Source organism: Laceyella sacchari (genome assembly GCF_004343255.1).
Taxonomy (GTDB): domain Bacteria; phylum Bacillota; class Bacilli; order Thermoactinomycetales; family Thermoactinomycetaceae; genus Laceyella; species Laceyella sacchari.
In genome coordinates, this window is record NZ_SMDD01000003.1 from 518,095 (window position 1) to 530,559 (window position 12,465).

Annotated in this window: 14 protein-coding genes; 4 read left to right on the plus strand and 10 right to left on the minus strand. The window is 47.1% G+C overall.

All coding sequences use genetic code 11. The features are described 5' to 3' along the window. The first annotated feature begins 186 nt into the window (after positions 1-186). Positions 187-852 carry an SOS response-associated peptidase gene (locus EDC32_RS12905; RefSeq protein ID WP_132222758.1) on the plus strand — a complete coding sequence of 222 codons (666 nt, stop codon included), beginning with the start codon at positions 187-189 and terminating at the stop codon, positions 850-852. An 85-nt stretch (positions 853-937) separates the two neighbouring features. On the opposite strand, the gene EDC32_RS12910 is transcribed toward EDC32_RS12905, so the two are convergent. Continuing rightward, positions 938-4,504: a bifunctional 2',3'-cyclic-nucleotide 2'-phosphodiesterase/3'-nucleotidase gene (locus EDC32_RS12910; RefSeq protein WP_132222760.1), complete on the minus strand. Its 3,567-nt coding sequence runs from the start codon at positions 4,502-4,504 to the stop codon at positions 938-940. 276 nt (positions 4,505-4,780) lie between these two features. Beyond that, positions 4,781-4,948 carry a hypothetical protein gene (locus tag EDC32_RS16420; RefSeq protein WP_022736812.1) on the minus strand — a complete coding sequence of 56 codons (168 nt, stop codon included), beginning with the start codon at positions 4,946-4,948 and terminating at the stop codon, positions 4,781-4,783. Positions 4,949-5,374: 426 nt separating this feature from the next. Here EDC32_RS16420 and EDC32_RS12915 point away from each other — a divergent pair, with 426 nt between their 5' ends. Beyond that, on the plus strand, positions 5,375-5,593 hold the full coding sequence (locus EDC32_RS12915) for a hypothetical protein (RefSeq protein ID WP_022736814.1): 219 nt from the start codon (positions 5,375-5,377) through the stop codon (positions 5,591-5,593). A 37-nt stretch (positions 5,594-5,630) separates the two neighbouring features. Here EDC32_RS12915 and EDC32_RS12920 read toward each other — a convergent pair whose 3' ends face one another. Beyond that, positions 5,631-6,053, minus strand: coding sequence for a hypothetical protein (locus tag EDC32_RS12920; RefSeq protein ID WP_132222762.1), 423 nt, complete (start codon positions 6,051-6,053; stop codon positions 5,631-5,633). A gap of 301 nt (positions 6,054-6,354) precedes the next feature. On the opposite strand from EDC32_RS12920, the gene EDC32_RS12925 reads away from it, so the two are divergent. After that, the gene (locus EDC32_RS12925; protein WP_132222764.1) at positions 6,355-7,203 is read left to right on the plus strand and encodes a hypothetical protein; all 849 of its coding nucleotides are present in this window, start codon (positions 6,355-6,357) and stop codon (positions 7,201-7,203) included. Between the two features lie 53 nt (positions 7,204-7,256). Here EDC32_RS12925 and EDC32_RS12930 read toward each other — a convergent pair whose 3' ends face one another. The 6 genes from EDC32_RS12930 to EDC32_RS12955 form a co-directional block, all read right to left on the minus strand. After that, positions 7,257-7,517: a hypothetical protein gene (locus tag EDC32_RS12930; RefSeq protein ID WP_054095945.1), complete on the minus strand. Its 261-nt coding sequence runs from the start codon at positions 7,515-7,517 to the stop codon at positions 7,257-7,259. Positions 7,518-7,539: 22 nt separating this feature from the next. After that, positions 7,540-8,340: a septum site-determining protein MinD gene (minD, locus tag EDC32_RS12935; RefSeq protein WP_022736818.1), complete on the minus strand. Its 801-nt coding sequence runs from the start codon at positions 8,338-8,340 to the stop codon at positions 7,540-7,542. Between the two features lie 212 nt (positions 8,341-8,552). Next, entirely contained in the window at positions 8,553-8,912 is a 360-nt protein-coding gene (locus tag EDC32_RS12940; RefSeq protein ID WP_158283371.1) for a YkvA family protein, read from the minus strand. A gap of 56 nt (positions 8,913-8,968) precedes the next feature. Next, a complete protein-coding gene (locus EDC32_RS12945; protein ID WP_022736820.1) occupies positions 8,969-9,487 on the minus strand; it encodes a hypothetical protein in 519 nt (172 codons plus the stop codon). Between the two features lie 234 nt (positions 9,488-9,721). After that, on the minus strand, positions 9,722-10,936 hold the full coding sequence (locus tag EDC32_RS12950; RefSeq protein ID WP_022736821.1) for an MFS transporter: 1,215 nt from the start codon (positions 10,934-10,936) through the stop codon (positions 9,722-9,724). Between the two features lie 224 nt (positions 10,937-11,160). Further along, positions 11,161-11,415 carry a YlbG family protein gene (locus EDC32_RS12955; protein ID WP_022736822.1) on the minus strand — a complete coding sequence of 85 codons (255 nt, stop codon included), beginning with the start codon at positions 11,413-11,415 and terminating at the stop codon, positions 11,161-11,163. Positions 11,416-11,637: 222 nt separating this feature from the next. Here EDC32_RS12955 and EDC32_RS12960 point away from each other — a divergent pair, with 222 nt between their 5' ends. Continuing rightward, positions 11,638-11,964: a hypothetical protein gene (locus tag EDC32_RS12960; RefSeq protein ID WP_132222768.1), complete on the plus strand. Its 327-nt coding sequence runs from the start codon at positions 11,638-11,640 to the stop codon at positions 11,962-11,964. On the opposite strand, the gene EDC32_RS12965 is transcribed toward EDC32_RS12960, so the two are convergent. Next, on the minus strand, positions 11,961-12,383 hold the full coding sequence (locus EDC32_RS12965; RefSeq protein ID WP_246026945.1) for a YlbF/YmcA family competence regulator: 423 nt from the start codon (positions 12,381-12,383) through the stop codon (positions 11,961-11,963). The genes EDC32_RS12960 and EDC32_RS12965 overlap by 4 nt on opposite strands. Positions 12,384-12,465 lie beyond the last annotated feature (82 nt).

Consider the following 12,465-nt stretch of genomic DNA (forward strand, 5'->3'; position numbering starts at 1 on the left):
CGCTCCTATTCAACTGATGATAAAAAAATCCTTTATTCATCAACTTTATGAACCAATATGAAACACGAATCATAGCTAGGGGCGCTTTGACCTTGTTTCCCATTGACTGGAAAGGTGTAACCCTTAGGTTCATTTTTATTGTCTGATTCGCTTGTGTCTAGGCTACAATGAAAAGGAGGTGATCCTATGTGCGGCCGTTTTTCCTTGTCCGCTCAACTTGACCAATTGGAAAAGCAATTTGAGATGATGTTGATCGATGAGGTGAGTCCCCGCTACAATATCGCTCCCACCCAACCCATTCTGTCGGTGGTGCTGGAAGAGGGAGCCCGGGTGGGGCGACACATGCGCTGGGGTCTCGTTCCTGGTTGGGCCAAAGATGTGAAAATCGGCTACAAAATGATCAACGCCAGAGCCGAAACCCTTGACGAGAAGCCGACATTCAAAGGTCTGCTGAAAAGACGCCGTTGCTTGATCTTGGCCGATGGCTTTTATGAATGGAAGAAAACCGGGAAAGAAAAACAACCGTACCGCTTTCAGATGGCTGACGGCAAGCCGTTTGCCTTTGCCGGGCTGTGGGATCATTGGAGCCATGAAGACCAAACCCTCGTTTCTTGTACCATTATCACCACCGCGCCCAATGCCATCGCCAAAGAAGTGCACGACCGCATGCCGGCCATCCTTCGACCCGAAGATTATGAAACTTGGTTGCACCCAGACATGGAGGATTTGGCACTTCTAAAATCCTTGCTGCAACCCTATCCCGCAGATGAAATGAAGGCTTTCCCCGTATCCACACGGGTCAATTCACCAAAAAACGATGACCCCTCCATCTTGTTGCCACTTGCCCATTGAAGCCACTTTTTGACATAAAAAAAGACAAGGCGTTAACGTCGCCTTGTCTTTTTTCATACCTCTTCTCAAGTAACGCCTTATTGGGTCATGGGGTACTCCCCACTTTTTGGATGCGCCCTTCCGGCTTATACGTAAACGGTTTGGGAAGCGTTTTGACGAATGCTACTGTTGCCTCCAAGTCTTCCGGACCCACTTCCATATCGGTGGCACGAGCCGCAATGCCGTATTTCTCATTGCCATACATGTAGTTATTGACCACTACCGTGTACTCTTTGGTTTTGTCAATCCGGCTGCCATCCGGCAAGATGATGTCCACTACCCGTTTGGTATTGGCATCCCAAGTGTATCTGAAACCTGCGATATGAAAATCGAGACCACTGTCGCTAATCTGATTGTTTAAAATCTCTTCCAGATCTGCTCCACTCAACTTGACTTTATTCAACACATTGCCAAACGGTTGAACCGCAAACAGCTCGCCAAAAGTGACATCCCCGGCATCTATCGGAGACCGAACACCGCCGCCATTCATCAGGGCAAAATCAGCGTCCATTGCCGCTTTCATGCCGTCTGCGATCAAATTGCCCAACCCGAGATCACCAATTGCCGCCGTGCTCGGATAGCCTTTGGGCAGATCCGTTGCGGAGACACCAACCACTTCCGCTTTGATCGGAGCGATCAGATCTTCATACTTTTTAATGATGGAGGCCACAGTGGCGTCCGGTGTGTAATCTTTTTGGTATACGGTGACGATTTCGGCTTTCTTGTTGACGATTTCTCCCGTGGCGGGGTCAATTTCCAAATCCACATCTGAAAATGCGGAACCATAAGAATACGCTTGCACGATCAGTTTGTTATCCACCACTTGGTTGACACGTACATGGTTGTGGGCAGCAAAAATCACATCTACTTCATCATCCACTTGCTCAGCGATCTCTGATGCGTCAAATGCGTCAGCTTTGCCACCTTGCACCGCGGGGTTGTGTGCAAGCACGACAATCGCTTTAATTCCCTGTTTTTTCAATTCGGCTGCATATTTGTTGATGGCTTCTACCTCACTGCGGATCTCCAGGGTTTCATTCCCTTTTTTGACGATCATGTGTGGCGTCTCTTGGGTCACCACGCCGATGAAACCGATTTTTTGGCCACCCACTTCTTTGATCGTGTATGGTTCAGTGATCAACTCCCCTGTCGATGTATCATACGCATTGGCGGCAACAATCGGGAAGTTCATGCCATCGTAGCCTTTTGTCCCTTTGGGATGATCACCACCTTTAATCATCCGGCGCAACTCAGCAATTCCTTCATCAAACTCGTGATTTCCCAGTGTACCAACGTCAAAACCCATCGCTTCCATCACTTCTACCGTCGGCTCATCTTGATACAATGCCGAGATGAGTGGGCTACCACCGATCATGTCACCAGCGTGAACCAACAGGGTGTTCTTGTTTTCAGCTTCACGCTGTTTTATGGCTGCCGCCGTGTATTCCATGCTACCAGCCAGAACCTCTTGCCCGTCCAGCTTCACTTTGGTGTCAGTGTCAAGTTGGCCATGCAAATCATTTAAGCCTAGCAACTGTACTTTCACTTTGTCTTCCGGTTGTGGCGCTTTTCCCAAATCGATGGAGAAAATGGCAAACCCTTTATCATCGGTTTGGTTCGTCGGCTTGATATTGCTTCCTTCTTCAAGATAAGCTTCCGCGCGCGGTGAGGTAGTGAAAGTAACATGCGCTTCACCGGCGATCGGGGCAATCGACCAGTTGCCGTCGGCCGTGGGATTGATCTCTTTTTGCTCAGCGATATAGTCCATGAGAACTTGGCGGTTTTCTTCCGTGGAGTCCAACACCCATTCGCTTTCCTTGACGCCGGGGAAGTTGCCACCACCATTGGCGCGGTAATTGTTGGTAACCACGATGAATTCCTGATCGGGTTTGACTGGTTGGCCGTTATAAGTCAAGTTAACAATGCGATTCGCTTTGGCGTTGACCAGGTTGCCATTCGTGTCATACTTCGCCGGCTGCGTGACATCGATCTGATAACGCACACCATCGATCACGTCAAAGTTGTACACTGCAAACGACGGATTTAACAGCGGCTGCTCTTCAGCCTTGCCGGGGATGATCTGATTAAATTTGCCTGCCGACATTTCCAGCCATTCTTTCACCGTGGAGCCGGTGACTTTAATCGCTTTCAATGTGTTGTCGTACAAATACAAATCCCCGGCACTACGAATGGTGAGATCACCTTTTTTAATCTCGGTGTATTCATCTGGACCGTTGCGCCCGGCTTTAAATGGCGCGCCGACAGACAAGATGGGCAAATCTTTATATTCAGGTTTCGTCGTGGCGATCATTTTCTCCACATACCACTTCTGGGCGTTGGTCACCACTTGGATCGAAGGGTCATCCTGAACCAGCGAAAAGTAACTGTGAATGTCGCCGGTGGTTTTGCCGATGGGGGTATTCACGTAAGCAACGGTTGCTTCATGATCTTTTTTGATGGCTTTGACCACATCTCGATCAGGCTGAACCGTGCTGACGGTTTTGTTTTTTCCGGTGGCTGGGTCCTTGATATCTTTCCATGTCTCGCGTGTAAATGACTGGGAAGTGACCACCCGCCATTTTCCTTTTTCCTTGGTCAAGACGAGGTCGATGATACCCAGAGAGCCTCCGCCGTAGCCAGCTTGCACCGCCGGAACCCCGTTAATGGTGCCTCGTTGGTTGTTAACGCCGGGTAACGGCTTCTTGTCGGGGCCGAGGAACAGTTCATCAAGCGCGGCCTCACTTTTCGCTGGAAACACCTTGTGCGTGTGAGAGAACGTGATGGCGTCGATGCCGGGCACTTCGCTCAAGGAATAAATCACATCTTCCGTATTGTTCTTGTTGCCGCTGAAGCCGGAATGGGCCATGGCCACAACCAAATCGGCCCCTTTTTTTCTCATTTCAGGCACGAATTTTTTGGCTGTTTGCACCACATCTTTGGCGATGACTTTCCCTTCCAAGTTCGTTTTGTCCCATTCATTGATTTGTGGCGGAACAAAGCCGATGAAGCCAATTTTCAGCATATGGGTTTTGCCCCGCTCATCGACCACTTTCTTTTTCATGATTTGATACGGTTTAAACCGGTTCTTGTCATTCTTGGGATTCTTGTCATGATCATCTACATACACATTGGCGTTCACATAAGGGAATTTGGCGTCGTTATAAGCTTCCTCAAGGAAATCCAGTCCATAGTTGAACTCATGGTTGCCCAATGTCGCGATATCATAACCCATGAGGTTCATAGCCTTGAAGACGGGATGCACTTCTCCTTTTTTCAAAGGCTTGATTTTCGCTTTGTACGTTCCAAGCGGCGTTCCTTGGATCAAATCCCCATTGTCGACGAGTACGGTATTTTTCACTTCTTTGCGCGCTTCTTTCACCAGCGTCGCCGTTTTGGCCAAACCCACTTTCTCATAATCTGCGTTTTTGTAATAGTCGTAGTTCAAGAGATTGGTATGCACATCGGTTGTTTCCATGATGCGCAACTTCAGCAGATGGTGTTGATCAAATTTGGCAGCCTCTGCTTTATTTGAAAACAAAGGTGCCGCAATGAGGCTCAAGGCGATTGAAGCAGATAAAACCTTTCTGGCATGTCTGGACATTCGCATTTTCATCCATCATTCACCCTTTTAACAATTTGCAGACTTTGACATGCTATATTAAAAACTCGCAATAAATAGTATATCAAATAAACGATACCAATTAATATGAATATAAATTAATACACAAACAAAAAATATTTTCTTAAAATTCCCCTTTTAACACAAAGTGGTGTTTTGTCCATTTGCGCTGACGGCACTGCTCGTTCTCAAACCTGAAAAATACTGGTTCCGCACATAACAAAAGGTTGGCTCCCACTCGGAAAGCCAACCTTTTGCGTTGTCTATCTATTACATTAATCCCAATTTTGTTTTCAGTTCCCGCCGTTTTTGTTTCAACTGTTTCAACTCTTCATATAAGTCGTATTGCGCCAAAAATTCATGGCGCTCTTTTGCCAGAAGATACTCCTGCTTCACGGAAAAGAGACGCTCCTCCAGTGCTTTCAATTGTTCAACCATCGCAAGCACCTCGATTCATTCTTTTTAATAATAGTTTTTCAGGAACTAAAGCTTACTTACCCCAATTGCAAACAAGCTAAACCACATTTTTTGACACATTCTCAAACAATTTTGCCTAAATAAGAGAAAAAACTGAATACGGGGCGAATGCACGACAAAAAACTGGAAAAAATCCACTATATTCACATTGACCCACGTCGAATCTCTGTTAAAATAGTAATCTGGCAAACTAGCGATTATATGAAAGGAGTTATTGGCTCGTGTCCGTAAACCCTCAATATATGCCTTCTTTTCTGGAAGAATTTCGCACAATGAAACTGGAAATGATGATTCGCGATCTTCACAAATTGAGCCATGAGGAGCTTATCCGAATCAAAAAGGAAATTGATGAACTCCTTCATTCTGAAAAAGAGTAGGATGAACCGTATGACTCAACCGACAGAAAAATTGTTAATTCAAACCTACAAACATATTAATGAGTCGCGTAATCTATTGGAGCAGCTGATTAATCAGTTGGGACAACAGCAACAATTCGTCCATCACCTCCCTGAAGATATTCAACATCTTATTCAGATCGCCCTCGAATTATCACCTGAGCAGCGCAAAACCCTGAGACTCTTCATCGAATCCCTCAAACACGACTAAACACCCCTACCTTCAACAATGAAAGTAGGGGTGCTTGTCATGTACCAAACCGCCTCTGAAATATGTCCCGCGACAAAACAGAAGACCGGAACATCTTATACATTTTTGCCGCATCGACAGCCACAAACAAGCCCGTGCCCGGCGTAATCATCTCTCCATTGATGCGGATATAATCATGGCGCGCTAACAGTCGTAACGTGGCCGGCCACGCATTCTCGCCATCAGGCCCAAGCGCGTCGCCAAACAAGTTGATCAGCTGGCTGACATGGATGGAATAAGTTCTCTTTTGTTGGCGCAAATCCGGGTCCAGTTGTGGATAAATCAATAAACCCCATAAAATAACAAGGGCCGCCCTTTTTGATGGTTCCCACAACCGATGGGGATACATTTCTTCCTGTTCAGACTGGACAGGTCGCGAACGCAAATATGCGCTCATCTCATTCACTGACAACGGTTTCACGAAAATCTCCCCTTTCCGCAGTGAACAAAACCAAAAAAAACCAATTTATAGCGCCTAATATGGGTTATGGTCAAAAGTCCGCCATTATATACCTGTCCATTCAAACATCTGCTGTATATATAATTTCATGTTCATTTACTTAAATTTTCTTACCAAACAATATGCCGAACCTCCCGTTTTACTGTAAAATACCAGAGTATGAAAAGTTTTTACGATGGGTGCTAGAAAAGATTATGTCTTTTCTGTTATATTTATAAGTAAAGATTTCGACGATAATTATCGACAAAAGGGGGCGAACCCAATGATTTTTGATACAAAAAAAGGTAAATATACTGACGAGGAAAATCAAATTATCATTGAAACGATGAATCAAGGATTAAAAGAAGGAAAACGGGAGCGTGAGATTTTAAAAGAATTGTCACAACAATTAAAACGAGGCTATGCGGGCATCATGTCCCATGTTCGAAAGCTGAGATCGGAATATCCCGACCGCTTCCACGCATATGATGACCAGGGAGATGGAAACCGTTTGAACAGCTGGAGTGAAGAAGAAGAGGAACTCGTGATCAAGACCGTGAATCAATTTTTGGAGGAAGGAAAACCGTTGTCCCAAGCCATTGCCGAACTGGAAAGCCAGCTCTCCCGCACCCAGGGTGCCATCTATCAACGCATTTACACGCTCAGACGGAAGCATCCAGACAAATTTACTCATCTCCCCGAAAGACGACCGCGACGCCGGCGGAAAATACATGATTGGGAACCGCAACATGCCTCGATTCCTTCACTTGATGAGTACAGCGCACGCAATCAATCAGGCTTTGACCATTTCTCGTCGACTGCAGAGCAACAGCTAGCCACCGCTATCGACCACCTTCATACATACAACAAATCCCTATTCAAACCCATTTCGTTTAACAACAAAGATCAAGCAGCTGCTTTGACCAATGAGGAAGAAATGGTAATCAAAGCCTTCACGGAACGTTATGGACACCTCAATCCCGAATCGCGTAACAAAATGATCGATCTGATGCGTACATACGGCAGCACCCGCGTCTCCATCGCCATTTTCACCCTTGCAGAAGACAAAGCCTTTCCTGTTTATATTCTGGAATTCTTGGAGCGGCGGTTACGCAATCATAAGTTTTTGTGAAATGGTAAACGAACTCAACAAAAAAGCACGAACCTATTACGGTCCGTGCTCTTTTAAATCGGCTCTTTCAATCTGACTGGGATGCTTGCGTTGATAATAGTGGTTCTCTCTTTTGCCTGTGGGATCACTTCAACATGCCCCACCACATCATACCCGAACTCATCGCACAACTCGATCAGGCGCGTGCGAAACATCTTGATTTTTTTCTCGTCAATATCTGAACGTTGAAAGCTCAGTACCAGTGACAACCGGTCATCCGCCGTCACTGCGGTCGGCTCGTCTTTATCACGACCGAACATGTTTAAAAAAGCCACAATGCTCACCCCAATGGCCTACTCAAGCAATACTGAATAGACGTTTGATTTTTGTGATCAGGTTGGTTTCCTCTAATTCCAAAAAAGGCACATCTTCACCAGCAATTCTGCGTGCGATATTGGAAAAAGCTTTGCCGGCCATCGATTTGGCATCCAAAATCACCGGTTCTCCTGTATTGGACGAACGGATGATCCGTTTGTCTTCCGGCACCACCCCGAGCAAGCTGATCGCCAGATGGCTTTGCACACGCTCAACACTCAACATGTCCCCATCTCGCACCATGCCGGGTTGAACCCGGTTGACCACCAAATCAATATGTTTGACATTGGCCGCTTCCAACAATCCAATGACTCGGTCTGAATCACGTACCGACGGGATCTCGGGGTTCACTACGAGGATGGCACGATCTGCAGGGGCTATGGCATTACGAAACCCACCCTCGATTCCGGCAGGAGAATCAATCAAGATGTAATCAAATTCCTTACGCAGTTCATCTACGACTGCCGTAAGCTGATCGGGTGAGACCTCTTCTTTGTATCTTGTCTGGGCTGCCGGCAACAGGGCCAGCTCCGGAAACTCTTTGTGTCTGACCAGTGATTGGCGCAATTGGCACACACCTTCGATAACATCAACCAAGTCATACACAATCCGGTTTTCCAATCCCAGCATTAAATCCAACTTGCGGAGTCCGATATCGGTATCCACCAGGCACACTTTGTAGCCAAGCTGGGCAAGGCCTAGACCAAGCGAGGCGACTGTCGTCGATTTCCCCACTCCGCCCTTGCCACTTGTCACGGTGATAGCCATTGACCTGTGGTTCATTCCGCGATTACCCCTTTCCTAACCCTCTTATGTATCTGAAGCGCCACTCGTTTTTCACATTGGCTGTTTCCCGCGTTTTTCTACAAGATTCAACATTATTGTAGCAAACCCGCAGAAATAAAAAAAGTAAGAAATCAGCCCCAAACCCTTGCAGGTTCGCTTGCCGACTCCTTACCCATCGGACTTTCACGCCGCAACCGAGCAACCGGTTGTCAACGGGTATGTTTATAAGCTTCTAGTTCACTCGACAATAAGCGCCAAACAAGGAGGACGGCTGTCATATCGTCCACATACCCCACCGCCGGCAACACGTCCAGAACAACATCCGTCGGTATGATGAAGTACAGAAGCGCCGCCCCGATCAACCCTTTTTTAGCTGCGTGTACTTCTGGATCCCGAAAATATTGATACATGATCTTCAATTTGTCGATGATGGCGTCGATCCCGCCGACTCGTTCCACTTTGTGGTTAAACTCATTCACAATGGTTTGCGAGCCTTCTTTGGTCATGGCCCGACGTTTAAATGCCATCAGCTTGCTCCAAATGCGTTGTCGATCTGGATGTTCAGCCAACGAGAGCCCCTCCTCAAACATGATCGTGCGGATGAAACGGCGAATGCAGATTCATCTCAATAAAACCGCTTGTGACAATGCGAACAACTGGTCGCTTCGCTCTCTACCTGATGCGCGCAGAAAGGACAAAGATATAACACAGCCACGCGGGTTCCACCCATATCGATAGAGGCCGGCGCGTCTTGGTGCTCCTCAGCTTGTGGGAGCGCTTCAACGGTGGCCAGATCATCTGCTCTCTCCTCTACCAGCGTCGGAGTGACTTCTTCCGCGTGATCGGCCTGTTGGTTAGACCGCTTCAACACTTCCAATTCCTGTTGCAAGGCATGCAACTGTTCATATTGATCACGCACCGTTTTTAAGAGCTGATTGATCGCTTCCGACTCAGACAGATCCTGATTTTGTTCCCACGTTTGATAAACTTCCCGGCCCAAATTGGCGATGAGCCGATCGATATCATCTTTTTTTCCTTTTATCCGCAATGTCAAACGGCTGATTTCCAACATCTGTTGAGACATTTGACCCGCCGTTTCTACCCCTTTTTCCAGTTTCTGTTTCAATTCTTGTAAAAAACTCATCCTATCGCTCCTTAAGTGCACCTTGCTGGTATTAATATTAACCAGTCGTTCTTCCTTGCACAAGAATGATTTCGAGCAGAATCGTTTCCTGTCACGCAAAAATGCCGCGTCCTCTCATCTCCCCGGGAGCGCACCGGAGAAACGCGGTTCCGTTCATCATATACCCCTTCTGGCGACATTTCTATCCGATTAGACGAGATTTCACCATTTTATCCAAAATGCGTTCGCAGATCGTCAAGCAGAGCTTTTCATCGTCGCCATCGACTCCTTGCCTGCGCCTTTCAATCCTGCTTTCAGCCATAAGGCTGCCACCAAGAGAATGACTGACGTAATCAAGAAGATGCCGCGAATCCCAATAAGACCAGACAGCACCCCATACGTGGCTGGCCCCAGCATATTTCCAATGCAGTTGGCACTTGTCAGATAGCCGAAGACTGTACTCTCCTTACCAGCCGGCGCAAACTTTCGAATTAGCGTGCTTACCGAAGGCATCAATCCTCCTAAGCAAAGCCCCAATAAAAATCGGCAAATCAACAGTTGCCAGACAGAATGGACAAACACATGCGGAATAAAAAACAATGCAGTGGCAATCAAACAACCGAACAAAACTTTCTCCGAACCGTATCGGTCTCCCAATTTGCCCAAAATCGGAGCAAAGATCATGTTTGAAAAACTGGTAATAGAAATGACCAGCCCTGCAAAAAAAGCGACATACCCTCCCGGTACGCCCAGTTCCGTCACAAACAACGACATTTGGGGCCCCGGGCCCAACGTCGCGAACTGCAATAAGATGGCCACGGTAAACATAATCACCAATGGGCGTTGGTGCAAAATCATAGACCCTTCCGCCCAAAAGCTCGCCCGCTTCTCCTCTTTGACTGGGACAAATTCCTCTTTCACCGCAAACAATACGATGAAGCTGGCCGTCATCAGGCAAGCGGAGGTCCAGAAAAAGATTTCGCTATATCCGATAACCTCAGCCATCATTCCCCCAACAAATGGTCCCATAATCGACCCCGCCACAGCTCCTGACGACAACATCCCTAAAGCGTAACCAACCCGTTCTTTCGGGGTATTGGTAGCGACAAGGGAAATCGAAGCGGGAATAAACCCGGAGATGGTACCGTTCAACAAACGAAGAATCAACAATTGCCACGGCGATGTGGCTAGGCCAGTCAAAAAAATGACGATCGCCATGCCGAAACCTGACCGCAAAATCATGATTTTCCTGCCATGCCGGTCTGCTAGGCGACCCCAGATGGGTGCCACGATAAACGCCGACAGAAAATTGGCACCGAATATAATCCCGGCCCAAAAGTTGATGTCCGACGGTTTGGTGCCCATCTCTTTCAAATACAACGGCAAAAACGGGATGACCATGGACATGGCCCCCAACACGAGAAACTGGGAAAACATCAAGATATATAAATTTCTTTTCCACTGCTCCATTCGCTATCCTCTCCTTACGTTCATTTTAAATTTCGTGTACAGAAACATCAAACCGGATCTGTTTTCCCTGCACGTGATAAAAGGCCGTCATGCCGTGTATCGGCTCGGGAATATAAACAGATGGCACTTTGTTGCATCCTTGCGCCGCGAAAAACCATGTCCATGCAACCGACATTCCGTTATAAACACAAAAAACCTGCCACACGATCGTGGCAGGAGCGAACTCATGCTTGTTGTGTTCTCTTGTTTTTGGCAAAATCAAACGATATATTCGTGCGTTGCGATCTTTCAACTCGTTGCACATAGGGCAAACGCTCAATCCGGTGAATCACCTGATCAGCGGTTTTGCCGTCCACATACAGGTAAACGTATTTTAACCGTTTAGAAATGTAATGGATATTTCCCATGCGTCCCAACGAACGGGCTGCCTTGATGTCTTTAACCCACACAGCCAGACCTAACCGTTCCACAATATCCATATGTGATTATCTCCTTTGCCAATACCATATGTCCGGAGGGCGCTGCCATCTTGTCAATACACGGTACGATTTGTAACAAATCTGTCTAATCTCATGGTACCATTGGAGCTGGCCAGATTCAACGGAAACCATTACACCGTTTTCCGATTGGCTCCAGTACTGTTCCATCCACACACGACTTTGTTAAAATGAATGCATATCCCATCTGTGGAGTGAGAGTTGATGATTCATCCTGTGGATCTGTTTGTCGATCATTTGATGCACTTGGACTCCCTGCCGTTTGAACGGCTGGAGCACAAGACTTTTGCCGGGGCCTCTTTTTTCTATATTCAAGTGGAAGGCCAATCTGACCAAAAACATGTGGAATCGTTCATAGAAAAAGAAGCAGCCCGCTTCACTGACGGAACTGCTTGGCAAGCGTCTCTTTCGTTTGTACGCCATTCAGAGCGGCGGGGATTGATCTACCGGTTTCAGCTGTCCGTTCCCAATGAGAAAAGCTTTTGTTGCGGAAACCAGTGTCCCCACTGCATCCTATACAGAAACCTTTAAGCCCCTCCGCCGCATGGTCGGCATCCCGATTTGACGACTGGATTGGGATCGTTAGAAGGCACCTTGATCGTATCCGACACCGCTTGGGCGATCAACGTTGAAACATCGTGCAACAGCGTATCCAACTCTTCCTCAGCCTTCAGAAAGGCTTGAATGGTGGGGTGGGCTTGCAACTTCTCTTGAAAACGCAGAGCTTCTTCCTTCGCTTCATGGTAATTGGGATGAAAAATGCCAAACCGCTTCGCTTCCTCATACCGTTCTTTCACCCGCTGAAAATCTTTAATGATCTGTTGCGCTTCCTGATCTTCTTGCAACCGCCGTTTGCACTCCAAATATCTTTCCACTTCTTCTGAGTCATTTATCTTATCGGCCAATTTGTATGCGCCAAGGAGTATTTCTGCCATATCTAACGTTTCCACTTTAACTTTCCTCCCTCTCCCCATTCTACCTTAACAGTTCCCCGTTCGCATCTATAACCAGCTGGTAGCGTATGGCACCATC